A 25,919-nucleotide genomic window follows, 5' to 3' on the forward strand; every position below is an offset into this window, starting at 1 on the left:
GGCGAATTACGTCTCGGAGATGATCGGATGAACCTGCCCCTCCAGCGCCTTGCGGGCGGCGATCGTCAGGCGCGAGAGCGGGCTTTGCTCGGTCTGGACCTGGCGGGGCGTCATGCCGGTGAACTGCTTGACCTCCCGGATCAGGTGCGACTGATCGTAGAAGCCGTCGCCCAGCAGCGCGTCCTGGGTCGTCTCGCCGCTCGCCAGCGCCACCGCCGCGCGCAGCGCCCGATATTTGCGCGCGAGCACCTTTGGGGGCGCGCCGTAGAGCGTGTTGCAGCGCCGCTCGACCTGGCGGCGCGACAGCCCGGTCGCGGCGACCAGCGCGTCGACGTCGGGGGAGAGGTGGTCGGCGTCGGCCAGCCAGGCGTCGATCGACCGGGCGAAATCGAGCGTGCGCGAGTCGCGGCCCTTCAGCGCGGCGCGGACGAAGGTCTCGGCCGCGGCGACCTTGGCGTCTGTGTCGCGTCCGACGCGGATCGCCACCAACGCCGATTCGACGTCCGCGCCGAACAGCGCACCGCCCTCGACGACCCGGTTGAGCAGCGACGATGCCTCGATCCCCAGCATCGCCGCCCAGCCCGCGGGTTGGAGCCCCATGCCGACGATCTCGAGCACCGGGCCGCTGCCGCGGCTTCGCATCGCGCCGCTGGTCGGGCCGATGACATGGATCGGGCCGCCGCTCTGCCGCGAGCCGTCGGGAAAGTCGTACGTCGAGTCGGGCCCCGCGATGCGGAACCGCAACTGGGCGTGATCGGCGCGCTCGGTGTCCTCGAACAGCGGCATCTCGGCGCGGAAATGGTAGAACAACGTCACGAACGGCTGCAGATCCGCGCTCGGCACGCGATACGCCAATGAGATGACCGACACCTTGCGCCCCCCGGGTTCAGTGCGAGGTGCGGCATAGCCGAGTTGAGGAGGCGCGAAAAGCGGCCCGGTCTCGAAAGACCGGGCCGTCGAGGATGAGAACCCCCCTGTTGAAGAGGTTCCTCGGGTCGCAAGGGGGAATTAGCTGGCGAGGCCGCCGCAAGTATTGGATGGAATCGCCATCGCCGCGCTTTTTTTTGCGATCGTCGGCCACGGCGCCATAAGGGGCGCGAGATGATGTTTTCGTTGACCCGCCCGATGCTGTTCTCGATCGAGGCGGAACGCGCGCATGACCTGACGATCCGCGCCCTGGCGGGGTGGGCGCGGGCGGGAACGCCGTTCGCCGCGCCGGTCGCCGATCCGGTGCTGCGGACGCGGGTCGCCGGGATCGATTTCGCCAACCCGTTCGGCCTCGCCGCCGGGGTCGACAAGGATGCCCGTGCGATCCCCGCCTGGCATGCGCTCGGCTTCGGCAGCGTCGAGGTGGGGACGCTGACGCCGCTGCCCCAGCCGGGCAATCCGCGCCCGCGCATCTTCCGGCTGGTCGAGGACCGGGCGGTGATCAACCGCCTCGGCTTCAACAACGGTGGGCTCGCGGCCGGGCTCGCGCGTGTGCCGAAGGCGCGAACGGGCGTGCTGGGGGTCAACGTCGGCGCGAACAAGGACACGGCCGACCGGGTGGCAGATTATGTCGCAGGCGTCCGGGCGGCCGCCCCGCTCGCCGATTACGTGACGATCAACATCAGCTCGCCCAACACGCCGGGGTTGCGCGATCTCCAGCACGGCGCGGCGCTGGCCGAACTGCTCGCCGCCTGCGCCGCGGCGCGGGGGGCGACGCCTCTGTTCCTGAAGGTGGCGCCGGACCTCGATCCGGCGACGATCGACGGGGTCGCCAAGGCGGTGATCGACGCGAAGGTCGACGCGCTGATCGTCGGCAACACCACCGTCTCGCGCCCGCCGCTCCGCTCGGCGGCGGGGGGCGAGACCGGGGGGCTGTCGGGCGCGCCGCTCGCCGCGCTGGCGATGCAGCGGCTGCGCGACGTCCGTGCGGCGACCGGCGGCACGGTGCCGCTGGTGGCGGTCGGGGGCGTCGGCTCGGCGGAGGAGGCGTATGCGCGGATCCGCGCAGGCGCGAGCCTGGTCCAGCTCTACACCGCGCTGATCTACGACGGGCCGGGCCTGCCCGCGCGGATGGCGAACGGGGTGGCGGCGCTCCTGAAGCGGGACGGCTTCGCGAGCGTGGGTGAGGCGGTGGGAAAAGTCTGACCTGCCCTCGGGCGCGATGTCGATGTCAGTCGAACGGTACGCCGTGGAGCGCGTGCTGAGGCGCGTCCTCGATCAGGACCCGGCCCTCGCGCCGCGGGTCGTAACCGCCGTCGAGCCTGCCGTCCCCGCGCAGGATCACGCCCTGCACACCCGAATCCTCCCCCTGTCCCGGTCGCAGCTCGACGCCGCGGGCGCGCAGGCCCGCGATCACGCCCGGCGCGAACTTGTCGACCTCCCCCTGGAACGCGGCCCCGCGCGCGACGAGGTTCGGCAGCGTGATCGCATCCTGCATCGGCAGCCGCCAGTCGACCGCGGCGATCAGCGACTTGGCGACGTAAGCGAGGATGGCATTGCCACCCGCCGAGCCGATCGCGCCCATGAAGCGATCCTGGCCGTCGAGCAGGATCAGCGGCGTCATGGACGAGCGCGGCCGCTTGCCGGGCGCGACCGCGTTGGCGGCGGGACGGCCCTGCGCGTCGCGCGGACTGAACGAGAAGTCGGTCATCTGGTTGTTGAGGAAGAAGCCGTCGACCATCCGGCCCGAGCCGAAGATCGATTCGACCGTGGTGGTCATCGACACGACATTGCCGTCGGCGTCGCCGAGGATGACGTGCGATGTCCCGGTCGGCTCCAGCGTCCGATCCGCGCCTGCGGCCGTCGCCCCCACGGGCACGCCGGCAACGGGCGGCGGCCCCGCGTGGTCGCCGATCGATGCGGCCCGTCTCGCCACGTAATCGGGGGCGAGCAATCCGGCGACGGGGACGTGCGCGAAGGCGGGATCGCCGACATAACGGTCGCGGTCGGCGTACATCAGCCGGCTCGCCTCGGCGAACAGGTACCAGGCCTGCGGATCTTCGGGCCCGCGCGCGGCGATGTCGGTCCGCTCGGTCAATTGGAGCAGCTCGAGCAGCCCGACCCCGCTCGCGGGCGGCGGCGGCGTGCAGACGCGGTACACGCGCCACTTCGCGCAGAGCGGCGCGCGCTCGACCGGGCGATAGGCGGCGAGGTCGGCCTCGGTCAGGCTGCCGGCGAGCGCGCCTTCGTGGACCTTGGCGACGATCCGGCGCGCGGTCTCGCCGCGGTAGAGCGCGTCCGGCCCCTGCGCCGCCAGCCGGGTCAGGAACTCGGCATAGGCCCGATTGCGCAAGCGGTCGCCGGCACGGAGCAGCCCGCCCCCCGCCCGGGCGAAATACGCCGACACGTCGGGCGCGGAGGATTCCGGGTAGGCGTCACTCGCCAGGAACCGCCCGAGCCGCGGCGAGACGGTGAAGCCGTCGCGCGCGGTCCGCTCCGCGTCGCCGAACAGCATGCGCCAGGGCAGCCGGCCGTGCGCGCGCTGGACCGTCGCCAGCATCGCCACCGCGCCCGGCACCCCGGTCGCGCGCCCGCTCAGCACCGCGGCCCCGAACGGCAGCGGCTTGCCGCCGTCGTCCAGAAACATGTCGGGAGTGGCTCCGGCGGGCGCCGTCTCGCGACCGTCGTAGACGGTGACGTCGCGGGTCCCGCCGTCGTACCAGACCAGGAACGCGCCGCCGCCCACGCCCGAGCTCTGCGGCTCGACCAGCGACAGCATCGCCTGCACCGCCACCGCCGCGTCCGCCGCCGAGCCGCCGCGCCGCAGCACCGCCATCCCCGCCTCCGCCGCGAGCGGGTTGGCCGCGATCGCGAAGATCCGGTGCGGGACGGCGACGGCGCTCGCCGGAGCGGGCGGCGGACCCGCGGGAGCGCAGGCGGCGAGCGCCCAGCCCAGGCAGGCGGCGAGCAGATGACGAAGCGACCTCATCTCCGCGGCGTTATCCGCGAGGGGAGCCCGCGTCCACGCGCGTCTGGCGCCCGCGCATCCCCCGCCCTACACGCCTGCCGCTACGGCGACGGCGATCGCCGGCCCTGGGAGAGTGGAATGAGCCGGAAGTTCGAGCGTTTCCCCAACCTCGTCACGATGTTCTTCACCCGCGCCGCCGAAAAGGGCGAGGCACCGTTCCTGTGGGCCAAGCGCGAGGGCGAATGGCGGCCGATCAGCTGGGCCGAGGCCGCGCGCCAGGTGTCGAGCCTGGCGCAGGCGCTCCGCGCGCAGGGCCTCCAGCCGGGCGACAGGGTGATGCTGGTGAGCGAGAACCGCCCCGAATGGTGCCTTGCCGATCTCGCGATCATGGCGGCGGGATGCGTCACCGTCCCGACGTACACGACCAACACCGAGCGCGATCACCAGCACGTCATCGAGAATTCGGGCGCGCGGGCGGTGATCGTCTCGTCGCAGAAGCTTGCCGACACCGTGCTGAAGGCGGTGGTGCGCACCACCCATATCGAGATCGTGATCGGCATCGACAAGCCGCGGCTCCGCCAGGCCGGGCTCAAATGCCTCGACTGGCACGATCTGCTCGCCGGCCACGCGCCCGACGTGCCCGCGACCGCCGCCGCCGCGACCTTCGCGCGCGAGGACCTCGCCTGCATCATCTACACCAGCGGCACGGGGGGCGCACCGCGCGGGGTGATGCAGCACCACGGCGCGATCCTCCACAACATTGCGGGCTGCGCCGCGGTGATCTCGGAGGATTTCGGCTGGGGCGACGAGGTGTTCCTGTCGTTCCTGCCGCTGAGCCATGCGTACGAGCACACCGGCGGGCAGTTCTTTCCGATCGGGATGGGCGGACAGATCTATTACGCGGAAGGGCTGGAGAAGCTCGCCGCGAACATGGAGGAGGTCCGCCCGACGATCATGTTCGTCGTGCCCCGCCTGTTCGAGGTGCTGCGCGCCCGGATCACCAAGGCGATCGCGAAGCAGGGCGGCCTGTCCGCGAGACTTTTGGGCTATGCGCTCGACGTCGGGGCGAAGCGCGACCGCGATGCGCTGCGGGTCGCCGACTGGCCCAAGGCGCTGCTCGTCGACTCCGTGTTCAAGCGCCGGATCGCGGCGAGGTTCGGCGGGCGGATGAAGGCGATGGTCTCCGGCGGTGCGCCGCTGACCCCCGAGATCGGGGTGTTCTTCCAGTCACTCGGCGTCACCTTCCTCCAGGGCTACGGCCAGACGGAGGCCGCGCCCGTCATCTCGTGCAACCGGCCCAAGGTGGGGGTGACCGTCGACAGCGTCGGCCCGCCGCTCGCCGATACCGAGGTCAAGATCGCCGACGACGGCGAGATCCTCGTGCGCGGCGAGCTGGTGATGCACGGCTATTGGCGCAACGAGGCGGAGACGCGGCGGACGCTCCGGGACGGCTGGCTCCACACCGGCGACATCGGCGAGATCGACGCGGCCGGCCGCATCCGGATCACCGACCGCAAGAAGGACCTGATCATCAACGACAAGGGCGACAACGTCGCGCCGCAGAAGGTCGAAGGGCTGCTCACCCTCCAGCCCGAGATCGCACAGGCGATGATCGCGGGCGACCGCAAGCCGTACATGGTCGCGGTGATCGTCCCCGATGCCGAATGGACCGCCGACTGGCGCCGCGCCCATCCGGACGCGGACGAGGCGGCCTATCGTGCCGCGCTCTCGGCGGCGGTCGATCGGACCAACAAGGACCTGTCGGTGATCGAGCGCGTCCGGCGCTTCGTCCTCGCCGACACTCCGTTCGCGATCGAGAACGAGCAGCTGACGCCGAGCCTCAAGATCCGGCGGCATGTGCTGAAGCAGGTTTACGGCGAGCGGCTCGAGGGGCTGTACAAGGGGTGACGGACTCTCCCCTCCCGCATGCGGGAGGGGACTTGGGCCTACTTCTTTCCCGCGACCGTCTTGGGCACCACCGCCATCGTCCAGTCGGTCTCGGGTTTCAGGTATTTCGCCGCCAGCGCCTGGAGGTCCGCCGGGGTCATCCGCGCGAAGTCGCTCAGCACGTTGCGCGCCGCGTCGAGCCGCTTCTCGTCATAGGCGCCGCCCGCCACCTGGATCAGCCAATATTGATTGCCCGTCGCGACGCGCAGCACCCGCTGCGCCATCGGCTGGATCGTGCGCCGCAGCTCGTCCGGCGAGAGGGGGGTCGCGACGAGTTCGGCGGCGATCTCGCGGCTGAGCCTGAAGAACAAGGGCACGTTCTCCGGCGCGACCTGGCCGACCGCGATGATCCGGCCGCCGTTCGCCAGCCCGACCGGCCACTGGCTCTGCGCATAGGGGCTGTAGCTCGCCCCCGCCGCCGAGCGCAGCCGGTCGAACAGCCGGTCGCTGAACACCGAGGCGAGGACGTCGAGCTGACGGCTCTCGGCGAGGTTGGCCGAACCGCCCCCGGTCGGCCAGGCGATCACCGCCGCCGCCTGATTGTCCGGCCCGTCGTGGGTGCGCATCACCGGGGTCGTCACGTGCGCGGGGAAGCGCACCGTCTGCGGCGGCAGCAGCGCGGTCGTGCGCGGCTTGAGCGCGCCGAAGGTCTTCGCGACCGCGGCGATCGCCTCCTCCACCTTGACGTCGCCGAACACCGACACCTCGATCGGGCCGCTCGCCAGAATGGGTTCCCAGAACTTGCGGAAGCTGGCGGGCGTCAGCGCGCGGACCTGCTTCTCGCTGGGCGTCTCCCATCGTTTGTCACCGGCGCGCAGCAGTCCTTCGAGATCGCGCCCCAGCACCCCGGTGGGTGAGGAGGCGAAGCCCGCATAGCCGGTCAGCGTCGCCGCCTTGGCACGCCCGATCGGAGTGGGGTCCCAGTTGGGAAAGGCCAGCTTCGACGCCATCAGCCGCAGCTCGTCGACGTAATCGGCCGGCGAGGTGAGCGCGGCGAACTGATAGGCGTCGTCGCCGATGTCGAAGTCGAGCCCTAGCCGGCGGCCGTTGGTCAGCGCGTCGAGATCGCCCGGCCCGAGCGAGCCGACCCCGCTCGGCACCAGCGCGACGTCGCCGGACCAGGCGGGGGTGGGCCGGTCGGCGGGAAGCGAGGCATAGCCGTTGCCGAAACGGACGCGGACATAGACCCGCCCCGATTCGCCGCTGTTGGCGTAAACCAGCAGGCGCACGCCATTGGCGTAGGTGACCTTCTCCATGTCGAGCTGCGGCAGCGGCTCGCGCGAGGCGACCGCGCCGGGCGCGCCGAGCGCCGGCAGCTTCGAGAAGTCGACGTTGGCCTGCGCCCGCCGGGTGTAGGTGAGCTTCGAGACGTCGGCCTTCAGCGCCGCATCGAGCTTGGCGACCGCGTTCGGATCGGGGGTCTTGGTGTTGACGATGGCGCGCGTCGCGTCCCCGGTGAAGATCCGCTTGGTCGAGGCGAACACCGTGTCCGGGGTGAAATACCCCTTCTCGCGCGCGGTGCGGAAGATGTCGTAGGAGGTGGTCGGCCCCGCCACCGTCTCGCGGATGTCGAGCGCGGAGACCATGTCGTCGGCCTGTTTCGACCCGGCCTCGACCCGGGCGGTGTCGACCTCGTTCTTCATCGACGCATCGAGATCGATCACCTCGCGGTCGACCTCCGCCTGCGACGGCGGGGACTTGAGCGCGTCGGCGATCACCGCGCGCACGTCCTTGAGCGCGGCGTCCCAATTGTCGCCGAGCGGCACGATGTTGACGAAGGTGCCGTTGACCGAGCGCGACACGTCGTCGAGGCTGACGCTCGCCTCGAGATACTGGCCGCCGTTGCGCGCCCGGTCGATCAGCCGCCGGGTGATGATCCGCGTCGCCAGATAGTCGGCGAGACGGCGCTGGTTGAACTCGATCGTGTCGGCGTTGAACTTCCACGGCCGCAGGATCGCGGTGCCGACCACCGCGGGCAGCGACGGCTCGGCGATGGCGCCGCTCGCGGGCTTGGCCGGATCGGGCTTGCCGAAATCGGGGTCGGCGGGGTTCGGCCCCTTGCCCGTCCACCCGCCGAAGTTCTTGACGATCAGCTTGGCCGCGGTGTCCGGATCGATATCGCCCGACAGCACCACCACCGTCCGCTCGGGCCGGTACCAGGCGTCGTGGAACGCCTGCACGCTCGCCGGCGTCGCCGCTTGAAGCGTCTTGATCGTGCCGATCGGCGAACGATTGGCGATCGGCTGACCGGCGAAGAACACGCCGCGCACCGCATCGCCGTACCGGACCTGCGGCCCCGGCGCCTCGCGCTGCTCGGCCATCACCGCGGGCCGCTCGGACGCGAGCCCGGCGTCGCTGATGACGGGATCGGTCATCATCCCGGTCAGGATCTTGAGGCTTTCGTCGAGGTTAGGCTCGGTGATCGCGGGCAGATCGAGCTTGTAGACGGTCGAGACGAACCCTGTCTGCGCGTTCGAGTCCGAGCCGAAGGTCGCGCCCAGCGCCTGCCACACCTGCTTGGTCTGATCGGCGGGGACGTATTTGGAGGCGCGGAAGGTCAGATGCTCGATCAGGTGCGCGAAGCCCTGCTGGTCGTCGGTCTCGTAGAGCGAGCCCGCGTCGATCCGCACCCGGATCGAGACCTGCCCCGGCGGCACGCCGTTGCGACGGACGGCGTAGCGCAGGCCGTTCGGGAGCTTGCCGAAATGCCACGCCGGATCGGGCGGGATGTCCGAACCCTCGAACAGCCATGGGCGGGTGTCGACCGGAACCGCGGGCGCGGCGGGCTGCGCGGCGGCGGCGGTCGGGCGCGCCGGACTCTTTCCGGCGGCGGGAACGGCGAGCGGGAGGAGAAGGGCGACGAGCGGCAGCGCCACGCGCGAGGACAGATGCATTGCGCCGCCTTAGCGGCTGGCCGTCCCCGCCGCTAGCCGCCCGCGCCGATCGGCCCGCCACGCTAACCCCACGAGATCGCCACCTTTTCGACCCGAACCGCCGCTAGCGACGCGATCGAAAGCCGTTTCGTGACCAGCCAGACCCTCGCCCGCCCGTGTCCCGCGCCTCTCGTCGCCGATCCCGCGCCGCCGGTGCCGGACGCGACGGCGCGGCGCGGACGCGGCCGATCGGCGCTGCGGTGGATCGGGCGCGCGCTCGATCCGCTGATCGCGCGCTGGTCGCTCGTCCCCGACGATGCGGTGATCGACCTTCGCCTGTTCCCCTGGACCGCCGATCTGCGGGCGCACTGGCGGACGATCCGCGACGAGGCGGTCGCGGTCGCCCCCCAGGTCGGGCGCTGGCGCGCGTTCCGGCTGTGGGACGCGGGCGAGCGGATCGACGCCAATGCGCGGCGCTGCCCGGCGACCGCGGCGCTGATCGCGCGCATCCCCGGCGTCGAGAGCGCGCAGATCTCGATCATGGCGCCGGGCGTCCACCTGCCCGATCGTCGCGGCGCGACCAAGGCACTGATCACCTGCCACCTCGGTCTCATCGTCCCACGCGACGGCGACGTCCGGATGCGCCTGGGCGCGCGCACCGTCCGCTGGGCCGAGGGCGAGACCTTGGTGTTCGACGAGACTTGCCCGCACGAGGCATGGAACGACGCCGCCGGCCTGCGCGCGATCCTGTTGGTCCGCTTCGCCCGGCCGCTGCGGCAGCCGGGTTGCTGGCTGGCGGCGCTCGTGCTCTTGGCGCTCCGGCGTTCGGCGCGCGAAAGGAAAGGTTTGCGCCCGCGCGCTTGATCGCCGGGCGCGTGCGCGCCACATCGCGCGCATGTTGATCGAGACCGAGACCACGCCCAACCCGGCGACGCTGAAGTTCCTGCCCGGCCGCGCCGTGATGGAAAGCGGCACCCGCGATTTCGCCACCCCGGAGGAGGCGGAGGCGAGTCCGCTGGCGGAGACGCTGTTCGGGCTGGGCGACGTGACCGGCGTCTTCTTCGGGCGCGACTTCGTCTCGGTGACGATCGCGCCGGGGGCCGATTGGCGCGACGTCAAGCCGGACGTGATCGCGACGTTGATGGACCATTTCACCGCGCAGATGCCGCTGTTCCGCGCCCGCGCCGACTTCGGCGTGCCGGCGGAGGAGGCGAGTTTCGCCGACGATCCGGAAGACGCCGACATCGTCGCGCAGATCAAGGACCTGATCGAGACCCGCGTCCGCCCGGCGGTCGCGAACGACGGCGGCGACATCGTCTATCGCGGGTTCGACAAGGGGAAGGTCTTCCTCAAGATGCAGGGCGCCTGTTCGGGCTGCCCGTCGTCGACGGCGACGCTCAAGAACGGCATCGAGCAGCTCCTGCGCTATTACGTCCCCGAAGTGACCGAAGTGCGCGCGATCTGATGGCCCAGCCGCTTTCCGACGCCGCGCTCGACCAGCTGTTCCGTGAAGGCCGCACCTACAACGGCTACACCGACGAGCCGGTCGGCGAGGAGGAGCTCCGCGCGATCTGGGACCTCATGAAGATGGGGCCGACCTCGGCCAACCAGCTTCCGGCGCGGCTGATCTGGTGCGTCAGCCAGGACGCGAAGCACCGGCTCGCCGAGTGTGCCACGGGCGCCAATCCGGACAAGATCCGCAAGGCTCCCGTCAGCGTGATCCTGGGCATGGACGTGAACTTCCACGAACATCTGCCCGACCTGTTCCCGCACGCGGACGCCAAGAGCTGGTTCGACGGCAATCTGGAGCTGCGCGAGGCATCGGCGTTCCGCAATTCCTCGCTCCAGGGCGGCTATTTGATTCTCGCCGCCCGAGCCTTGGGGCTCGACACCGGGCCGATGAGCGGGTTCGACGGCGGCGCCGTGGACAAGGCGTTCTTCGCCGATCAGCCGGGGGTGCGCACCAACTTCATCTCGACCCTCGGCCACGGCGACCCGGCGACGATCTTCCCGCGCTCGCCTCGACCCGAGTTCGATCGCTTCAACCGGATCGCCTGACTTTACATCCCGCTCCGCCCTGCGGAGAGGAAGCCGATGAAGACGCTCGTCATCGACGCCGCCACCGCCGCCTGCTCGGTCGCGCTGTTCGAGGACGACCGGCTGGTCGCGCGCATCCATGAGGTGGTCGGCCGCGGTCATGCCGAGCGGCTCGTGCCGATGATCGCGGAGCTGCCCGGCGGCGGGCGGAGCGACGCCATCCTGGTCGACGTCGGTCCCGGCAGCTTCACGGGCATAAGGGTCGGGCTGGCGGCGGCGCGTGCGCTGGGGCTCGGTTGGGGCGTGCCGGTGGCGGGCTATTCCGCCACCTCGGTGGTCGCCGCCGGAGCGTTCGCCAGGGGCGGATCGGACCGCCTTGCCGTCGTGCTGGAAGGTGGGCATGGCGAGGTCTTCATGCAGGGCTTCTCCGCCGATCCCTTCGCCGCCGACGATCCGCTCGCGTCATTGAAGCCGGAGGCGGCGCGCCTCGCGCTGGCGGGTCGGATGCCCGTCGGCAACGGGCTGCGCTGGCTCGACGGGGCCTCGGGACTCGACGCGCTTCCCGATGCCGCCGATGCGCTGCTCCTTCCCGCAGCCTTCCGCACGCTCGCCGCCTCGCCGCTCTACGGCCGCGCGCCCGATGCAAGGCCGGCCCCGGGCCGGGTCGAGGGGCTGCCGGGGTGAGCCAGCTGCTCCGACAGGTCGAGCTCGCGACCGGCGCCGCGGCCGATGCCGCCGCGGTCGACGCGGTGATGGCGACCGCCTTCGATCCGCGCTTCGGCGAGGCCTGGACGCGCAGCCAGGTGCTCGGCGCCATGGCGATGCCGGGGGTCGCGCTGCTGCTTGCGCGCGTCGGCGGAACGGCGGTCGGCTTCGCGCTCACCCGCCGCGTGCTGGACGAGGCCGAGCTGCTGCTGATCGCGGTCGCGCCCGAGGCTCGGCGACGCGGGATCGGCGCGGCGCTGCTGCGCAGCGTCATCGCCGAATCGCGCGGGTCCGGGATCGCCCGGCTTCATCTGGAGGTCCGCGCGGGCAACCCGGCGACCGCGCTGTACGCCGCCGCCGGATTTCGCAAGGTGGGCGAGCGCCGCGCTTATTACCGCGGCCGCGACGGTCGCGCCCACGACGCGCACAGCTACGCGCTGGCGCTGTAGCCGCATTTGCGAGTCGGTTGCGCTTTTCCGCAGGCGCGCGCGGCATTACATGGCGGATCGGCCCCGGGAGTTTCCATGCGCAAGATCGACCTCGAAGCCCTGTGCAACCAGAAGGGCCTGCGCATTACCGAGCAGCGCCGCGTGATCGCGCGGGTGCTGTCGGAGGCCGAGGACCATCCCGACGTCGAGAAGGTCTATGCCCGCGCCTCCGCGATCGACCCCGGCATCTCGATCGCGACCGTCTACCGCACGGTCCGGCTGTTCGAGGAGGCGGGCATCCTCGACCGCCACGATTTCGGCGACGGCCGCGCCCGTTACGAGCCCTCGCCCGAGGCGCACCACGACCATCTGATCGACGTCGAGACCGGCAAGGTGATCGAATTCGTCGATCCCGAGCTCGAACAGCTCCAGAAGCAGATCGCCGAGAAGCTGGGCTTCCGCCTGGTCGATCACCGGATGGAGCTTTATGGGGTCAGCCTCTCCCGCAAGGATTGACGCGGTGGCCGCAGACGGCGGGAGGCCCTGGCTCGCCGCGCGCGAGGGCCGGCCGCCGCCGGTGACGATCGTCGGCTGGTGCCGGCTGGGCCTGCGCACGCTGTGGCTGATCGGGTTGCTGCTCGTCACCGTGCCGCTCCACTTTGTGTGGCGCGCGCTTGGCATCGGCTCGCCGTGGCCGCGGCTGTTCTTGGGCTGGGGCGCACGGGCGTGCGGGGCGCGGGTGCGGCGCGTCGGCAAGCCGTTGAAGCGCGACGTCTTCTACATCGCCAATCACCTCAGCTGGATCGACATCCTCGCGATCGGCGGCGCCAGCGGCTCGGCCTTCGTCGCCAAGGCGGAGCTGCGCGACGCGCCGGTGGTCGGCTGGCTGTCGACGCTCAACAAGACGGTCTTCGTCTCGCGCGAGGACAAACTGGGCGTCGCCGAGCAGATCGCGAGCCTGCGCGAGGCGCTGGCGGAGAATTGGTCGGTCACCGTCTTCCCCGAAGGCACCACGACCGACGGCGCGTCGCTGCTGCCGTTCCGCACGTCGCTCCTCCAGGTGCTCGATCCGCCGCCGCCGGGCGTGATGGTCCAGCCGGTGCGGCTCGATTTCCATGCGGCCGGGCCGGAGATCGCCTGGCTCGGCGTCGAGGCGGGCAAGGACAATGCGGTGCGCCTGATGACGCGGCGCGGGAGCTTCCCCGTCACGATCACCTTCCTCGAACCGTTCAGCCCGGCCGACGTCACGGGGCGCAAGGGGATCGCGGCCGAAGCCAAACGCCGCATCGCGGCGGCGATGGGCTTGTGCGAGGTGCGCTCTCACGCATAACAAAGGTTATGCGACGTGTCCGGACATGCGATCCGGCGCGCGCGGGAGAGGCGAGATGATCCATCCGTTGTTCGATCTGACCGGCAAGGTCGCGCTGGTCACCGGCGGCTCGCGCGGGCTCGGCCGGGAGATGGCGCTCGCCTTCGCCGACGCCGGCGCCGACGTGATCGTCTCCAGCCGCAAGGCGGAGGCTTGCGAGGCGGTCGCGGGCGAGGTCCGCGCAAAGGGCCGCCGCGCCGCCGCGATGCCTGCCCACGCCGGGCGCTGGGGCGAGATGGACGAGCTCGCCGACCGCGCGTGGGCCGAGTTCGGCCACGTCGACGTCCTCGTCGCCAACGCGGGCATGGGGCCGCTGGTCCCGAGCCACGAGGTGACCGAGGCGCTGTTCGACAGCGTCGTGTCGCTCAACTTCAAGGGTCCGTTCCGCCTCATGGCGAACCTGGCGCATCGGATGAGCGAAGGACACGGAGGCGCGATCCTCGCCACCTCGTCGGTCGCCTCGCTCCAGCCGACGCCGCGGGTGGTGCCCTATGCCGGCGCGAAGGCGGCGCTCAACGCGACGGTCGTCAGCCTCGCGCACGAATACGGCCCGAAGGTGCGGGTCAACGCGATCGCCGCCGGCCCCTTCCTCACCGACATCGCGAAGGCGTGGACCGAAGAGGCGCGCGAGGCATCGCCCAACGCGCTCGGCCGACCTGGGCGGCCCCAGGAGATCGTCACCACCGCGCTCTGGCTCGCTTCGCCCGCGTCGGGCTTCGTGACAGGCACGGTGGTGCGGTGCGATGGCGGGATGCGGTGAGCGCCGCGCTCGAACCCGCGGCGGTCGATGCCGCCTGGCTGACGGCGCGGCTCCGCGCCGCCGGAGTGTTACGCGACGCGCGGGTGACGGAGGTGACCGAGCGCCGATCGGTCGGTGCGGGGATGCTGGGCGATTCGATCCGCTTCGCCGTCGCCTACGACCGGGACGAGGGCGCACCCGCCTCGTTCGTCGGCAAGTTCGCGAGCGCCGATCCGGTGAGCCGCGAAACGGGCAAGGCCTATGGCCTCTACGAGCGCGAGGTCGGCTTCTACCGCGAGATCGCGCACACCGTCGCGATCGCCACCCCCGCCTGCCACTTCGCCGACTACGACGCTGCCGACGGCACCTTCGCGCTGCTGATGGAGGACCTCTCGCCCGCGCGGCAGGGCAACCAGCTGACCGGCTGCGACCTCGCCGACGCGCGGCTCGCGGTCGAGCAGGCGGCGGCGCTGCACGGGCCGCGCTGGAACGACCCGACGCTGGCGGACCACGCCTCCCTGAACGTCACGGGCGCGGGCGAGGCCGTCATCGACGCCTTCCCGGCCTGTATCGCCGAGTTCCACCGCCGCTACGACGGGGTGCTCGAGCCCGAGTACATGGCGGTCTGCGATCGCTATGCCGAGCTGGTCGCCCGCCGCCTGCCGCCGCCGACGCCGCGCAACACGACGCTGACGCACGGCGACTTCCGGCTCGACAACATGCTGTTCGATGCCGGCGGCGGCGTCGTGCCGCTGGTGACGCTCGACTGGCAGTCGCCCGCGATCGGCGTCGGCGCGGTCGATGTCGCCTATTTCCTCGGCATGGCGCTGCCGATCGACCTGCGCCGTGCGCACGAGCGCGAGTTGCTGGAGCATTATCTCGAGGCGCTGCACGGCTACGGCGTGCGCGATTATTCGTACGACGAACTCTACGACGATTACCGCGCGACGCTGCTTTCGGGGGTGTCCACCGCGATCTTCGCGAGCGCCGCGACCAAGCGCACCGAGCGCGGCGACGCGATGTTCCTGGCGATGGCGCGCGGCGGCTGCGCCCAGGCGATCGACACGGACGCGCTGACGGCGGTGGGCACGTAGGACAATCCTCCCCGCGTGCGGGGAGGATCAGCTGACCCGCGGCAGCCACTCCTGCAAAATCGCGTTCACCGCTTCGGGCGCCTCCTGCTGCACCCAGTGCGACACGCCCGGCAGCCGTCGGATGGTCAGGTCCGCCACGAACCGGTCGGTCCCGTCCAGCGTCTCCAGCCCCAAGGCGGCGTCCGCCTCGCCCCAGACGATCAGCGTCGGCACGTCGACACGGCCGCCGTTCGCGAGCTTCAGGCCCTCACGGTGGCGCGCGGCGGCGCGGTACCAGTTGATCATCGCGGTCATCGCCCCGGGGCGCCGCGCGGCCCGCGCGTAGACGTCGAGCGCCTCGTCCGGGAACCGGGACTTGTCAATCGCCATGCCGCGGAACGATCGCCGGATCGCCGCGGCGTCGTTCGCCAGCATCATCCGCTCGGGCAGCCAGGGCAGCTGGAAGAACGCCATGTACCAGCTGCGCCGCTTCTGCGGCCAATGCTTGAGCGCCTCGGCGAAGCAGCGCGGGTGCGGCAGGTTCATCACCACCAGCCGTTCGATCCGCCGCAGCCGGTTGATCGCGAACAGCCAGGCGATCGCCCCGCCCCAATCGTGCGCGATCAGCGTCAGCGTCTTCGCCCCGCTCGCGTCGAACAGCGCGGCGGCGTCAGCGGCGATCTTATCGGCGGTATAATCCTCGACCGCGTCCGGCCGCGACGACGCGCCATAGCCGCGCTGATTGGGCGCCCAGACGCGGTAGCCCATGCTCGCCAGCAGCGGCATCTGATATCGCCACGAGAAATTGAGCTCGGGGAAGCCGTGGAGGCAGAGCGCGAGATGCTCCCCCTCCCCGGCTTCCGCGACCTCGAAGGTCAGCCCGTTCGCCGCCACCTCGCGCACCGCGATGCCGGGCGGCGGCGTCCAGGACGGCGTCACCCGACCTTCCGGCTGAGCTGCACGGTCGGCGTCACGCCCGCGTAATTGGGCACGTCGGCGTGGACCTCGCCGGAGCGCGGCTGCGCCATCGCCTGCTGGAACGCCTCCATCGAGGCGAAGTCGATCTGGACGATCGTCGCGAAGGCGGGATCGCCCGAAAGGCCGGCGAGCGCGTGGTGCGTCGTCATCCCGGTCACCGCGTCGCCCCAAACCTCCTTGCACAGCGGCAGATGGGTGCTGGCGAAATACTCCTCGTCGAACGGGGTTTCGGCGGAATAGGGATAGACGACCGTCATCGTGACCATGATTGTTCTCCGTTCAGGCTTGGGGAATGTAGCGGGCGACGTCGGGCTGACCGGTCCAGGCGTTCTGTCCGCCGTCGGCCACCACGATCGAACCGGTCATGTACGAGGCCGCGTCGGAGGCGAGGAAGGCGATCACCTCCGCCATCTCCTCAGGGCTCCCGGGTCGGCCCATCGGGATCGCGTCGTGCCACGTTGCTTCCAGCCCCGGCATCAGCTTGGCGGCGGCGGTCAGCGGAGTCTCGATCAGCCCAGGGCAGAGCGCGTTGACGCGGATGCCTTCGCGCGCATGATCGACCGCGAGCGCACGGGTGTAGTTGATCACCGCGCCCTTGGCCGCATTGTACGCGGTATAGCCGTAATCGCCGCCCAGCCCGGAGATCGACGCGGTGTTGACGATCGCGCCACCCGCCTTGGTCATGTGCGGGATCGCCGCGCGGCAGGCGTAGAAGACCGAGTGGAGGTCGATCGCGATCACCCGTTCCCACTCGGCCGGGTCGAGATCGGGGGTGCGTCCGAAGCAGCCGACCCCGGCGTTGTTGACCAGCACGTCCAGCCGCCCGAACCGCGCCACCGCATCGGCGACGAAGCCGTCGACCTGCTCGCGCTTCGCGACATCGGCGACGATCGCCATGCCGTCCACCTCGCGCGCGACCGCCTCCGCGGCGTCGCCGTTCATGTCGACGATCGCGACGCGCGCGCCGTCCCGCGCCATCAGCCGGGCGGTCGCCGCGCCGATGCCCGATCCGCCGCCGGTGATCAGCGCCACCCTGCCCTCGAAGCGCGCCATGCGAATCCTCCCCGCCGGCCCGGTTGATTCGCGGGTCCGACGGGTGCATCATAACTTTCGTTATGGCCGCGGCAAGCGCGGCCGGGCGGGGAGAGTGCGATGCGCGCATGCATCATCGGCGCAGGCTGTTCGGGGTTCACGACCGCCAAGCGGCTGCAGGACGAAGGCATCGCCTTCGATTGCTTCGAGATGTCCGACGAGATCGGCGGCAACTGGTATTACAAGAACCCCAACGGCAAGTCGGCCTGCTACCAGTCGCTCCACATCGACACCTCGAAATGGCGGCTCGCGTTCGAGGATTATCCGGTGCCCGAGGGCTGGCCCGACTTCCCCAGCCACGCGCAGCTGTTCCAGTATTTCAAGGATTACGTCGCCCATTTCGGCCTGCGCGAGAAGATCACCTTCGGCACCGCGGTGACCAAGGCGACGCGCCGCGCAGGCGGCGGCTGGGACGTGACGATCTCGACCGGCGAGACCCGCGCCTACGACGTGCTCTTCGTCTGCAACGGCCACCATTGGGACCCCAAGATCCCGGACTATCCGGGCACGTTCGACGGCCCGCACTTCCACGCGCACGACTACCGCGATCCCTATGATCCGGTCGATCTGCGGGGCAAGAACGTGGTCGTCGTCGGCATGGGCAACAGCGCCATGGACATCGCCAGCGAGCTGTCGCAGCGCCACCTCGCCGCCAATCTGTGGGTCGCGGCGCGGCGCGGCGTCTGGGTCCTTCCCAAGATGGCGGGCGGCAAGCCCATGGACAAATCCGCGCTGCCGACCTGGATGCCGCGCAAGCTCGGCAAGGCGCTCGCCCGCCGCATGATCAAGAAGATGGTCGGACGAATGGAGGATTACGGCCTCCCCACACCAGACCATGAGCCGCTCGACGCGCACCCGTCGGTCTCGGGCGAGTTCCTCACTCGCGCCAGCTGCGGCGACATCAAGTTCAAGCCGAACATCAAGGCGTTCGAAGGACCCAACGTCCGCTTCGAGGACGACAGCGTCGAGCACGTCGACGCGATCGTCTATGCGACGGGGTACAAGATCAGCTTCCCCTTCTTCGACGATCCCGCGCTCAAGCCCGACAAGGACAACCGCTTCCCGTTGTTCAAGCGGATGGTCATTCCCGGCATCGACGACCTGTTCTTCATGGGCCTCGCCCAGCCGCTGCCGACGCTCGTCAATTTCGCCGAGCAGCAGTCGAAACTCGCGGGCGGCTTCCTCGCCGGGCGCTACGCGCTGCCCTCGGTCGAGGACATGCGCCGGATCACCGCCGAGGACGAGGCGACCGAGCTGGGCGACTATTACCAGTCGACCCGCCACACGATCCAGGTCGACTTCAACCGTTACGTCGCCGACCTGAAGAAGGAGATCGCCAAGGGCGAGCGCCGCGCGAAGGCGGGCATCAGCCGGAAGGCGGCGTGAGGCGTCGTCGCTCCTTGGGCCTCCCCGTTCGTTACGAGCGAAGTCGAGGGACAGCGTCCACGGGCAGCCGCGGGGTGTCCCGCCTTCGCACGGCACGAACGGTGGAGAGTTGGAGGCCTGAGGCTCACGCCAATCCGTGCGGATGCGAGCCGAGCGGTGACTGACACGCTCGCACGCCCCCCGGCCACAGGCCTTGCCGCCGACGATCGCGCCGCGCTGCTCGACACGGTGCGTCGCGTGCTGGCCGATCGCTGCGCCGAGGCCGACGTCCGGCGGATCATGGCAAGCGAGTCCCGGCACGATCCCGACCTGTGGCGCGCGCTCGCCGACCTCGGGCTGACGGGCCTCGTCGCGTCCGAAGCGCACGGCGGCGCGGGCCTTTCCGCCATCGAACTGGAACTGGTGATGGAGGAAGCCGGCGCGGCGCTCCTCCCCGCCCCGCTTCTCTCCGCCACCATCGCCTCGCGGCTGCTCGAAAGCTGCGATGGACCGCTCGCGCACGACATCGCCGGCGGCGGCCGCATTGCCGCGGTCGCCTTTGCCGGATCGTACGACTGGACCGGACGCAGTACGCTCGCCGTGAGCGGCGGCCGGCTCGCCGGGACGCTCCGCTTCGTCCCCGACGCCGAAATCGCGGACACGATCCTGATCGCGCACGACGCGGGCGTGTTCGCGGTGGCGCGCGACGACATCCACATCACCACGCTCCCGACCTTCGACCGCACCCGCCGCCTGGCCGACGTCGCGATCGACCTGCCGGCACGGCAGATCGCCGACGCCGCCAACGTCGCTCCGGCGCTCGACCTCGCTTTGGTCGCGCTCGCCGGCGAGCAGGCCGGCGGCGCGCGCCGCATCTTCGACATGACGGTCGACTACGCCCGCACCCGCCATCAGTTCGGCCGCGCCATCGGCAGCTTTCAGGCGATCAAGCACATGGCCGCCGACCTGCTGCTCGAAGTCGAGAGCGCGACCAGCGCCGCGCGCGACGCCGCCCGTCAGCTCGCCCAGGACGCGCCCGGCAAGGACGCCGCGGTCGCCCTCGCCGCCTTCGCCTGCGCCGACGCTTACGTCCGAGTCGCCAAGGACGCGGTCCAGATGCACGGCGGCATCGCCTTCACCTGGGACCATCCCGCGCACCTCTACCTGCGTCGCGCGCGCTCGGCCGCGCAGCTCTACGGCGACCCGGCGCACTGGCGCGAACGCTACGTCCGGGCGCTGGAGGCAGCGGCATGACCGACGACGAGCTCCGCGCCGAAGTCGAGGCCTGGCTCGCCGCGCATTGGACCGGGCTCCCCGCACACCACGAATCGTTCGGCCGCGACCCGCGCGCCGAATGGCTCGCCAAGGTCCGCGATGCCGGCTGGGCCGTCCCGCGCTGGCCGTCCGACTGGTACGGTCGCGACCTTTCCGACGCGCAGGCGAAGATCGTCGAGCGCGCCTTCGCCGACGCCGGCGCCCCCGGCGCAGGGCAGGACCGGAGCAACCTCTGGGCCAACACCGCGCTCGCCCACGCGACCGACGGCTTCAAGCGCGAGATCGTCCTGCAGCTGCTCGCGGGCGAAGTCGGCATGTGCCTGCTCTATTCGGAGCCCGGCGCGGGTTCGGACCTCGCCGCGGTTCGCACCCGCGCCGACAAGGTGGACGGCGGCTGGCGCGTCACCGGGCAGAAGGTGTGGACCAGCGGCGCGGCGGTCGCCGATTTCGGGATGCTGATCGCGCGCACCGATTGGGATGCGCCCAAGCACCGCGGCATCAGCTTCTTCTTCCTGCCGATGGACCAGCCGGGCGTCACCGTCCGCCCGCTCCACCAGATCACCGACGAGCGGCATTTCAACGAGGTATTCCTCGACGAGGCGTTCGTGCCCGAGGCGAACCTGCTCGGCCCCCTGAACGGCGGCTGGGGCGTCCTCCAGACCGCGCTCGCCTACGAACGCTCGGTGATGGGCGACCGCGCGCGCGGCCCCCGCTCGGGCGCGGGCGGGCCGAAGGGCGACGCCTCGCTGATCGGGCTGGCGCGCGAGGCGGGGCGGCTCGGCGACCCTGTGGTGCGCCAGGACATCGCGCAGGTGATCGCGTGGCGCGCGCTCAACGCGCTCAACAACGCGCGCGCCAAGGCCGAGCTGGCGCACGGCACGTCGTCCTCGATCATGTCGCTCGGCAAATTGGCGATGAGCCGCATCCTTCACGAGGAGGCCCGCGTGCGCACGATGCTGCTCGGCCCCGAGAGCCTGCTCGAAGGTCCCGAGCATCCGCGGGGCGAGGACGCCAACTTCCTCGCGCTCAACGCCTATTTCACCTCGATCGGCGGCGGCACCGACCAGATCCAGCGCACCATCATCGGCGAGCGCGTGCTGGGATTGCCGAAGGAGCCGGAGGTGGATCGGACGATGCCGTTCCGGGAGGTCAAGGCAGGATGACGAAGCGCTGCATCTTCATCACAGGGGGCGCGTCGGGCATCGGCCTTGCCGCCGCGCGCCGCTTCGCGCGAGAGGGCTGGACCGTCGGCGTCGGCGACATCGACGCTGCCGGGATGCGCCGCGTCGCCGACGAGCTCTCGTGCTTCACCGCCCCGCTCGACGTCCGCGACCGGGTGCAGTGGCAGGCGGCACTCGCGGCCTTCGTGTCGCGGGCGGGCAAGCTGGACGTGCTCCTGAACAACGCCGGGATCGCCCGTTACGGACTGTTCGAGGAGGTCTCGCCCGAGGAAGGCGATCTCCAGATCGACATCAACATCAAGGGCGTGCTCAACGGCGTCCACGCCGCGCTCCCGCATCTGAAGGCCAATCGCGGCAGCCGGCTGATCAACATCGCCTCGGTCGCCGGCATCGTCGGCTCGCCGGGGCTGGCGGTCTATTCCGCGACCAAGTTCGCGGTGCGCGGTCTGTCCGAAGCGCTCGACGCCGAGTTCACCCGGCACGGCGTCGCCGTCGCCTGCGTCATGCCCTTCTTCGTCGAGACGCCGATCCTCGACGCCGGCTCGTCGGGCACCAACCGCACGATCCGCGACGCGATCGGCGAGTCCCCCGTCTATACCGTCGACGAGGCCGCGGAGACGATCTGGCAGGCCGCGCACGGGTCCGAGCGCGAATATATCGTCGGCAAGGCGGGCCGGCAGGCGCTGTTCGCCAAGCGCTTCCTGCCCGGGCGGCTGCGCAAGCGGCTGAAGGCGGCGTTCGCGGAGTAGCTTGCCGAACCGGGGCGGACGGAGAATGATGCGACAACGTTTCCCAGAAAGGTCGCCGATGAAGCTCGTCCTGCCGCTCCTCGCCCTCGCGCTCGCCACCCCCGCCGCATCGCAGACCCGCGCCGACGCCGAGACGATGGACATCGCCAGGCGCCTGATCGCCTTCCGCTCGGTCCAGGGCGCGGGCAACCAGACCCCGCAGGCGCAGGGGTATCTGAAGGAGGTGCTGGTCAAGGGCGGGATCACCGACGTCACCGTCACCCCGGTCGACGACACCGCCTATCTGCTCGCGCGCTGGCCGGGGAGCGACCCGAAACTGCCGCCGCTGATCTTTTCCGGCCACATCGACGTGGTCGAGGCCAAGCCCGCCGACTGGCAGCGCGATCCCTTCACCCCGGTGGTCGAGAACGGCTATCTCTACGGTCGCGGCGCGACCGACATGAAGCTCGACGCGGCGATGGTGGTGGCGACGCTCCTCGACATGAAGCGCGGCGGTTACCAGCCGAAGCGCACCATCGTCCTCGCCTTTTCCGGCGACGAGGAGACGACGATGAAGACCTCCGCCATGCTGGCGGCGCAGCTCAAGGGCGGCGAGATGGTGCTCAACATCGACGGCGGCGGCGGGCTGCTCGATGAAGGCGGCAAGCCCGCCTATTTCACCGTCGGCGCGGCGGAGAAGACCTATGCCGACTTCAAGCTGGAGGTCACGAGCCCCGGCGGCCATTCCTCCGCGCCGCGCCAGGGCGCGAACGCGATCGACACTCTCGCGGCGGCTTTGGTCAAGATCGGGCATTATCGCTTCACCCCCCAGCTCTCGCCGATCACCAAGGCCTATTTCGAGGGCGTCGCCCCGCGCCAGACGCCCGCGCTCGGCGCGGCGATGAAGGCGTTCGCGGCGAACCCCAAGGACGAGAAGGCGATTGAGACACTCGCCGCCTCGCCGGCCTATGTCGGCCAGATCGGCACGACCTGCGTCTCGACGATGATCTCGGGCGGCCACGCCCTCAACGCGCTCCCCCAACGCGCGACCGCGAACATCAACTGCCGCATCTTCCCCGGCGTGAAGCCCGCGGCGGTGATGGCCGAATTGGGGCGGGTGGCCGACAATCCGGCGGTGACGTTCACCGACGTGTCCGAGGGTTCGAACCCCACCGAAGGCTCACCGCTCCGCCCCGATCTGATGGGCGCGGTCAAGAAGGCGCTGGCCGCCGTGCGCCCCGGCGTGCCGATCTTCCCGGCGATGTCGGCGGGCGCGAGCGACTCGATGCACTTCCGCGCCGCGGGCGTGCCGAGCTACGGCGTATCGCCGACCTTCATCAAGGAATCAGACGACTTCAGCCACGGGCTCAACGAGCGCACCCCGATCGACAACGTCCCGCTGGCGGTGCGTTATTACCGCTTGCTGGTGACCGACCTGACGAAATAAGGATCAGATCATCGTCATGGCGATGGCGGCGATCAGGTGCGCGCTCATATGCGCGAGCATCGCCGCCTCGAGCCCAAAGCAAACGTAAAGCCAGCCGAAGAGCAGCCCCGGGACCATATTGCCGGCGAGCACCGCCACGACGATTCCAGGGGAAGCTCCCGGAGCAACAAGAAATAGGAGCGGCAGGTGCCCAACGGCGAAGGCCAGCGCCGCCAACACGACCGCGGCGATCAGCGCCGCCGCAGGCGGTCGCGACGGACGCCCAGCAAGCCGCCAACCGGCCCAAGCGAGCACTGACACCAGCCCCCAGCGAGCGATCAGTTCCTCTCCGAGGCCACCGTAGAGGAGCTTGGTCGCAAGCGGCAGGTCGAACGCCGCGAGCCGCCCCAGCGCCCCGGCGCTGGCCAGAAGCTGCCGCCCGATCGTACGTTCGTATCCGACAAGGATCAGCGCCACCACGAGTCCGACGACGAGAGCGACGGGCAGCTGACGACGCACGATTTCGCCGAGGCCGCCGCCACGGAGCCAGGCGTCGATCAGCGGTGCGCCGAGCCGGACCCGCCCCGCCGTCCGCTCTCCGACCAGCACCGCTGCCGCGACCAGCAGTGCCGGCTGGATGCAGGCAAGCAGGCGCAACGCCATCGGCGGGATCGGCCGGGGGATCAGCGCTTCGAACGGCACAAGCAGCAGCGACGCCACCCCGATCCCACCCGCGATGAGCAGCACTTGCCAGTGTCGCATTCGAGCCTCCGCGAAGATTCCAACGATGATATACCGCGCGGCCGGGCGCCATCAGCGCCGACCGGATCAGCAGCCCTTGTCGAAGACGCGCCCGATCTGCGCCGCCACGATCGCTTGCGCCTCCCCTGCCGTCAGCACCCCCGGCGACAGGCATAGCTCCAGCCACAGCCCGTCGACCAAAGCGGTGATGGCGATGGCGGCGCGGCGGCGCTCCGCTTGCGGCAGCCCGCAGTCGGCCAGCAGCGCCTCCAGCCGGGCGCGGAAGCGGGCGTAGCCGGCGTCGTGAAGCGCGGCGATCTCCGGCCGGGCAATGACGAGGCTCCAGAAGGCGATCCAGGTCGCGAGCAGATCGCGGCTGCCGATCGGCGGGGCGAAGCTGGCGGCGACATAGGCGGACAGCCGCGTTCGCGGATCGTCGCCGGCTTGCTCCACCGCGGCGTCGAGCGCCGCAGCGACCTCGGCGTCGACCTGGGCGTAGGTGCCGGCGATCAGCGCATCGACGCTGCCGAAGTGGTGGGTGACGAGCCCGGGGGAAACCTGCGCCTCGGCGGCGATCGCGCGGACCGAGGCGCCGCCCGCGCCGTCGCGCGCGAGGACGCGGGTGGTCGCCTCGATCAGCAGGAGGCGGCGGGTGTCGGGGTGGGTGCGGGTGAAGGCGGGCTTGTCCACGTATCCGTCACCCCGGCCTTGTGCCGGGGTCCACCGTCGTCCCAGGCCGCCGCTCAACCATTGATCCGATCACGTAGAACCGCGGTGGATGCCGGAACAAGTCCGGCATGACGGATTGTGTCGGGCGATCTCTCGTTATACATTCGTGCAACAAGCCTCTGCCGGAGCCTCCGATGGCCACCCTCGCCCAGCCGCTCGCCGACCCCGACGCCGACTGGTCGCTCCCCGGCTGGCTCTACACCGACCCGGAGTTCTACGCGGTCGAGATGGAGCGGGTGATCCGCCCGTCATGGCAGATCGTCTGCCACCAAAGCGACCTCGCCGCCCCCGGCGATTATCGCACGCTCGCGTATCTCGGCGAGAATGTCGTTGTCGTCCGCAGCGACGACGCGATCCGCGCCTTCCACAACGTCTGCCGGCACCGCGCGATGCGCATCGTCGAGGGGCCGAGCGGGTGCGCGAGAAAGCTCGTCTGCCCCTATCACGCCTGGACCTACGAGCTCGACGGCCGCCTCTCCGGCGTCCCGATGCGCCGCGACTATCCCGCGCTCCGGCTCGAGGACAACGGGCTCGTCCCCGTCGAGGTCTCGATCTGGCGCGGCTTCGTCTTCGTCCGGCTGGAGGACGACGGCGGTCCGACCCCGGCGCAGATGATGGCGCCCTACGACGCCGAGGTCGCGCCGTATCGCGTCGAGGACATGCGCTGCATCGGCGACGTCCGCCTCCGCGACCGCGCGGTCAACTGGAAGAACGTCGGCGACAATTATTCGGACAACCTCCACATCCCCGTCGCCCACGACGGGCTGACCCGGCTCTTCGGAAAAAGCTATGCGATCGAGGCGCAGCCTTACGTCGACAAGATGTCGGGCTACCTCGCCGACCGCACTTCGGCGAACCCGTGGGAGGCCTTCTACCAGCGTCACCTGCCGCGGGTCGATCACCTGCCCGACACGCACCAGCGGCTGTGGCTCTACTACAAGCTCTGGCCGAACATGGCGTTCGATCTCTACGCCGATCAGATCGACTTCATGCAGTGGCTGCCGACCGGCCCGACCAGCTGCGTGCTGCGCGAGATGGCCTTCGCGCTCCCCGACGACCGACGCGAGATGAAGCTGGTCCGCTACGCCAACTGGCGGATCAACCGCGTCGTCAACGCCGAGGACACCTGGCTGATCGAGCGCGTCCAGCAGGGCATGGCGAGCACGAGCTACACCGCCGGCCCGATCGGCGCGAGCGAGGTGTGCCTGCGTTCGTTCGCCGCCAAGATCCGCCAGCGCATCCCCGAGGCGCGACTCCACCGCGCGCCTGCGCAGGGCTGGTCGCGGCGAGTGCGGATCGTGGACTAGCATCCGTCTTCTGACTATATTGTGATCGAAT

General features: G+C 70.6%; 25 protein-coding genes. 17 read left to right on the forward strand and 8 right to left on the reverse strand.

The window, feature by feature from the left end:
- Positions 1 to 6: 6 nt before the first annotated feature.
- Positions 7 to 870, reverse strand: a complete 864-nt coding sequence (locus AC4GYY_RS12495) for a helix-turn-helix domain-containing protein (protein ID WP_491120912.1) — start codon at positions 868 to 870, stop codon at positions 7 to 9.
- A gap of 231 nt (positions 871 to 1,101) precedes the next feature.
- Here AC4GYY_RS12495 and AC4GYY_RS12500 point away from each other — a divergent pair, with 231 nt between their 5' ends.
- On the forward strand, positions 1,102 to 2,133 hold the full coding sequence (locus AC4GYY_RS12500) for a quinone-dependent dihydroorotate dehydrogenase (protein WP_491120913.1): 1,032 nt from the start codon (positions 1,102 to 1,104) through the stop codon (positions 2,131 to 2,133).
- 25 nt (positions 2,134 to 2,158) lie between these two features.
- On the opposite strand, the gene ggt is transcribed toward AC4GYY_RS12500, so the two are convergent.
- Positions 2,159 to 3,916, reverse strand: coding sequence for a gamma-glutamyltransferase (gene ggt / locus AC4GYY_RS12505; protein ID WP_491120914.1), 1,758 nt, complete (start codon positions 3,914 to 3,916; stop codon positions 2,159 to 2,161).
- Between the two features lie 117 nt (positions 3,917 to 4,033).
- On the opposite strand from ggt, the gene AC4GYY_RS12510 reads away from it, so the two are divergent.
- Positions 4,034 to 5,803, forward strand: coding sequence for an AMP-dependent synthetase/ligase (locus tag AC4GYY_RS12510; protein ID WP_491120915.1), 1,770 nt, complete (start codon positions 4,034 to 4,036; stop codon positions 5,801 to 5,803).
- A 38-nt stretch (positions 5,804 to 5,841) separates the two neighbouring features.
- Here the strand turns inward: AC4GYY_RS12510 and AC4GYY_RS12515 are convergent, their stop codons facing one another.
- Positions 5,842 to 8,736, reverse strand: a complete 2,895-nt coding sequence (locus AC4GYY_RS12515) for a M16 family metallopeptidase (protein WP_491120916.1) — start codon at positions 8,734 to 8,736, stop codon at positions 5,842 to 5,844.
- Between the two features lie 129 nt (positions 8,737 to 8,865).
- On the opposite strand from AC4GYY_RS12515, the gene AC4GYY_RS12520 reads away from it, so the two are divergent.
- The 9 genes from AC4GYY_RS12520 (at position 8,866) to AC4GYY_RS12560 (ending at position 15,087) form a co-directional block, all read left to right on the forward strand.
- A complete protein-coding gene (locus AC4GYY_RS12520; RefSeq protein WP_491120918.1) occupies positions 8,866 to 9,579 on the forward strand; it encodes an aspartyl/asparaginyl beta-hydroxylase domain-containing protein in 714 nt (237 codons plus the stop codon).
- Positions 9,580 to 9,610: 31 nt separating this feature from the next.
- Positions 9,611 to 10,180, forward strand: a complete 570-nt coding sequence (locus AC4GYY_RS12525; RefSeq protein ID WP_491120919.1) for a NifU family protein — start codon at positions 9,611 to 9,613, stop codon at positions 10,178 to 10,180.
- Positions 10,180 to 10,773 (forward strand): malonic semialdehyde reductase, encoded by a 594-nt coding sequence (locus AC4GYY_RS12530; protein ID WP_491120920.1) that lies wholly within the window; start codon positions 10,180 to 10,182, stop codon positions 10,771 to 10,773. Before AC4GYY_RS12525 ends, AC4GYY_RS12530 begins: the two co-directional genes overlap by 1 nt.
- 36 nt (positions 10,774 to 10,809) lie before the next feature.
- A complete protein-coding gene (gene tsaB, locus AC4GYY_RS12535; protein WP_491120921.1) occupies positions 10,810 to 11,436 on the forward strand; it encodes a tRNA (adenosine(37)-N6)-threonylcarbamoyltransferase complex dimerization subunit type 1 TsaB in 627 nt (208 codons plus the stop codon).
- Complete coding sequence (rimI, locus tag AC4GYY_RS12540) at positions 11,433 to 11,906, forward strand: ribosomal protein S18-alanine N-acetyltransferase (protein WP_491120922.1); 474 nt, start codon at positions 11,433 to 11,435, stop codon at positions 11,904 to 11,906. The genes tsaB and rimI overlap by 4 nt, the downstream gene beginning before the upstream one ends.
- A 75-nt stretch (positions 11,907 to 11,981) precedes the next feature.
- Positions 11,982 to 12,401, forward strand: a complete 420-nt coding sequence (locus AC4GYY_RS12545; protein WP_491120923.1) for a Fur family transcriptional regulator — start codon at positions 11,982 to 11,984, stop codon at positions 12,399 to 12,401.
- A gap of 4 nt (positions 12,402 to 12,405) precedes the next feature.
- The gene (locus AC4GYY_RS12550) at positions 12,406 to 13,215 is read left to right on the forward strand and encodes a lysophospholipid acyltransferase family protein (protein WP_491120924.1); all 810 of its coding nucleotides are present in this window, start codon (positions 12,406 to 12,408) and stop codon (positions 13,213 to 13,215) included.
- Between the two features lie 55 nt (positions 13,216 to 13,270).
- Entirely contained in the window at positions 13,271 to 14,014 is a 744-nt protein-coding gene (locus AC4GYY_RS12555; RefSeq protein WP_491120925.1) for an SDR family NAD(P)-dependent oxidoreductase, read from the forward strand.
- The gene (locus tag AC4GYY_RS12560) at positions 14,011 to 15,087 is read left to right on the forward strand and encodes a phosphotransferase (protein ID WP_491120926.1); all 1,077 of its coding nucleotides are present in this window, start codon (positions 14,011 to 14,013) and stop codon (positions 15,085 to 15,087) included. Before AC4GYY_RS12555 ends, AC4GYY_RS12560 begins: the two co-directional genes overlap by 4 nt.
- Positions 15,088 to 15,114: 27 nt before the next feature.
- Here the strand turns inward: AC4GYY_RS12560 and AC4GYY_RS12565 are convergent, their stop codons facing one another.
- Genes AC4GYY_RS12565 through budC form a run of 3 tightly spaced genes read right to left on the reverse strand, consistent with a single transcriptional unit; the run spans position 15,115 to position 17,097 of the window.
- Entirely contained in the window at positions 15,115 to 16,005 is an 891-nt protein-coding gene (locus tag AC4GYY_RS12565) for an alpha/beta fold hydrolase (RefSeq protein ID WP_491120927.1), read from the reverse strand.
- Complete coding sequence (locus tag AC4GYY_RS12570) at positions 16,002 to 16,310, reverse strand: EthD family reductase (protein ID WP_491120928.1); 309 nt, start codon at positions 16,308 to 16,310, stop codon at positions 16,002 to 16,004. The genes AC4GYY_RS12565 and AC4GYY_RS12570 overlap by 4 nt, the downstream gene beginning before the upstream one ends.
- Before the next feature lie 13 nt (positions 16,311 to 16,323).
- Positions 16,324 to 17,097 carry a meso-2,3-butanediol dehydrogenase gene (budC, locus tag AC4GYY_RS12575; protein WP_491120929.1) on the reverse strand — a complete coding sequence of 258 codons (774 nt, stop codon included), beginning with the start codon at positions 17,095 to 17,097 and terminating at the stop codon, positions 16,324 to 16,326.
- 99 nt (positions 17,098 to 17,196) lie between these two features.
- On the opposite strand from budC, the gene AC4GYY_RS12580 reads away from it, so the two are divergent.
- The 5 genes from AC4GYY_RS12580 to AC4GYY_RS12600 all read left to right on the forward strand — a co-directional run bounded on the left by AC4GYY_RS12580 (position 17,197) and on the right by AC4GYY_RS12600 (position 23,132).
- Positions 17,197 to 18,522 (forward strand): flavin-containing monooxygenase, encoded by a 1,326-nt coding sequence (locus tag AC4GYY_RS12580; protein ID WP_491120930.1) that lies wholly within the window; start codon positions 17,197 to 17,199, stop codon positions 18,520 to 18,522.
- 156 nt (positions 18,523 to 18,678) lie between these two features.
- The gene (locus tag AC4GYY_RS12585) at positions 18,679 to 19,755 is read left to right on the forward strand and encodes an acyl-CoA dehydrogenase family protein (RefSeq protein ID WP_491120931.1); all 1,077 of its coding nucleotides are present in this window, start codon (positions 18,679 to 18,681) and stop codon (positions 19,753 to 19,755) included.
- Positions 19,752 to 20,939 (forward strand): acyl-CoA dehydrogenase family protein, encoded by a 1,188-nt coding sequence (locus AC4GYY_RS12590; protein ID WP_491120932.1) that lies wholly within the window; start codon positions 19,752 to 19,754, stop codon positions 20,937 to 20,939. The genes AC4GYY_RS12585 and AC4GYY_RS12590 overlap by 4 nt, the downstream gene beginning before the upstream one ends.
- Positions 20,936 to 21,706: an SDR family oxidoreductase gene (locus AC4GYY_RS12595; protein ID WP_491120934.1), complete on the forward strand. Its 771-nt coding sequence runs from the start codon at positions 20,936 to 20,938 to the stop codon at positions 21,704 to 21,706. The genes AC4GYY_RS12590 and AC4GYY_RS12595 overlap by 4 nt, the downstream gene beginning before the upstream one ends.
- Before the next feature lie 58 nt (positions 21,707 to 21,764).
- Positions 21,765 to 23,132 (forward strand): M20/M25/M40 family metallo-hydrolase, encoded by a 1,368-nt coding sequence (locus AC4GYY_RS12600; protein ID WP_491120935.1) that lies wholly within the window; start codon positions 21,765 to 21,767, stop codon positions 23,130 to 23,132.
- A 3-nt stretch (positions 23,133 to 23,135) separates the two neighbouring features.
- Here the strand turns inward: AC4GYY_RS12600 and AC4GYY_RS12605 are convergent, their stop codons facing one another.
- Entirely contained in the window at positions 23,136 to 23,873 is a 738-nt protein-coding gene (locus tag AC4GYY_RS12605) for a CPBP family glutamic-type intramembrane protease (protein ID WP_491120937.1), read from the reverse strand.
- A 66-nt stretch (positions 23,874 to 23,939) separates the two neighbouring features.
- Positions 23,940 to 24,542 carry a TetR/AcrR family transcriptional regulator gene (locus AC4GYY_RS12610; RefSeq protein WP_491120938.1) on the reverse strand — a complete coding sequence of 201 codons (603 nt, stop codon included), beginning with the start codon at positions 24,540 to 24,542 and terminating at the stop codon, positions 23,940 to 23,942.
- 173 nt (positions 24,543 to 24,715) lie between these two features.
- Here AC4GYY_RS12610 and AC4GYY_RS12615 point away from each other — a divergent pair, with 173 nt between their 5' ends.
- Positions 24,716 to 25,888 carry an aromatic ring-hydroxylating oxygenase subunit alpha gene (locus tag AC4GYY_RS12615; protein WP_491120939.1) on the forward strand — a complete coding sequence of 391 codons (1,173 nt, stop codon included), beginning with the start codon at positions 24,716 to 24,718 and terminating at the stop codon, positions 25,886 to 25,888.
- Positions 25,889 to 25,919: the final 31 nt, after the last annotated feature.

Source organism: Sphingomonas sp. SP6 (assembly GCF_058313435.1).